This is a genomic window from Shigella sp. FC1544, assembly GCF_001722145.1.
GTDB lineage: Bacteria > Pseudomonadota > Gammaproteobacteria > Enterobacterales > Enterobacteriaceae > Escherichia > Escherichia coli.
Map to the genome: position 1 here is coordinate 1 of NZ_MECT01000327.1, position 1,156 is coordinate 1,156.

1 protein-coding gene and 2 pseudogenes are annotated in these 1,156 nt (G+C 50.6%); 2 read left to right on the forward strand and 1 reads right to left on the reverse strand.

From position 1 onward, the window contains the following. Together BGK49_RS15325 and BGK49_RS15330 are read left to right on the forward strand one after the other, a co-directional pair. Positions 1-209, forward strand: a 209-nt coding sequence (locus BGK49_RS15325) for an IS3 family transposase (RefSeq protein WP_001073957.1), incomplete at its 5' end; no start/stop codon positions are given. A 26-nt stretch (positions 210-235) separates the two neighbouring features. After that, a pseudogene (locus tag BGK49_RS15330) lies at positions 236-1,078 on the forward strand (EAL domain-containing protein); the annotation flags it as partial. Here the strand turns inward: BGK49_RS15330 and BGK49_RS31710 are convergent. Continuing rightward, a pseudogene (locus tag BGK49_RS31710) lies at positions 1,020-1,156 on the reverse strand (IS110 family transposase); the annotation flags it as partial. The pseudogenes BGK49_RS15330 and BGK49_RS31710 overlap by 59 nt on opposite strands.

Here is a 1,156-nt window from a genome sequence, read left to right on the forward strand (position 1 = left end):
ACTGTTACGACAACGCTCCGATGGAAAGCTTCTGGGGAACGCTGAAAAATGAGAGCCTGAGCCACTATCGTTTTAATAACCGGGATGAAGCCATCTCAGTAATACGGGAATACATTGAGATTTTCTACAATCGTCAGCGTCGTCACTCTCGTCTGGGGAATATCTCCCCGGCAGCCTTCAGGGAAAAATATCATCAGATGGCTGCTTAAAAAAGAACAAATGGTAGTGTCCGCTATTGCCAGTACACCTCAGTTTACTGGTGGGCTACATCGCCTGGCTGGCGACCGCTTACCGGATGAGCTTTTCCCGCGAAATCAATCTGGGCCTGGCGCAACATGAGTTCGAATTGTTCTGTCAGCCTTTGCTTAATGCGCGCAGCCAGCAATGTATTGGTGTAGAGATTTTGCTGCGCTGGAACAATCCGCGTCAGGGCCGGATTTCACCGGATGTGTTTATTCCTATCGCGGAAGAACATCATTTAATTGTGCCACTGACCCGCTATGTGATGGCAGAAACCATTCGTCAGCGCCATGTTTTCCCGATGAGTAGTCAGTTTCATGTTGGCATTAACGTCGCACCCAGCCATTTTCGCCGTGGTGTGCTGATAAAAGATCTCAATCAGTACTGGTTTAGCGCTCACCCGATTCAGCAACTGATCCTCGAAATCACCGAACGCGATGCCTTACTGGATGTTGATTATCGGATTGCCCGCGAGCTACATCGTAAAAACGTCAAACTGGCGATTGATGACTTCGGCACCGGCAACAGTTCATTTTCCTGGCTTGAAACATTACGTCCTGACGTGCTGAAAATTGATAAGTCATTTACCGCAGCTATAGGTTCTGACGCGGTTAACTCGACGGTGACCGATATCATCATCGCGCTGGGGCAAAGACTGAATATTGAACTGGTGGCGGAGGGCGTGGAAACGCAAGAACAGGCGAAGTATTTGCGCCGTCATGGCGTGCATATTTTGCAAGGGTATTTGTACGCACAGCCGATGCCGCTACGTGATTTTCCCAAATGGCTGGCGGGCAGCCAACCGCCGCCCGCCCGGCATAATGGACCCCATGAACCAGAAGAAACGATTTCAGACGTTGCCTTGCATGCCGTAAATCATCGCGGGCAGATGCCCATGCCCGGGCCAAATCCCGGA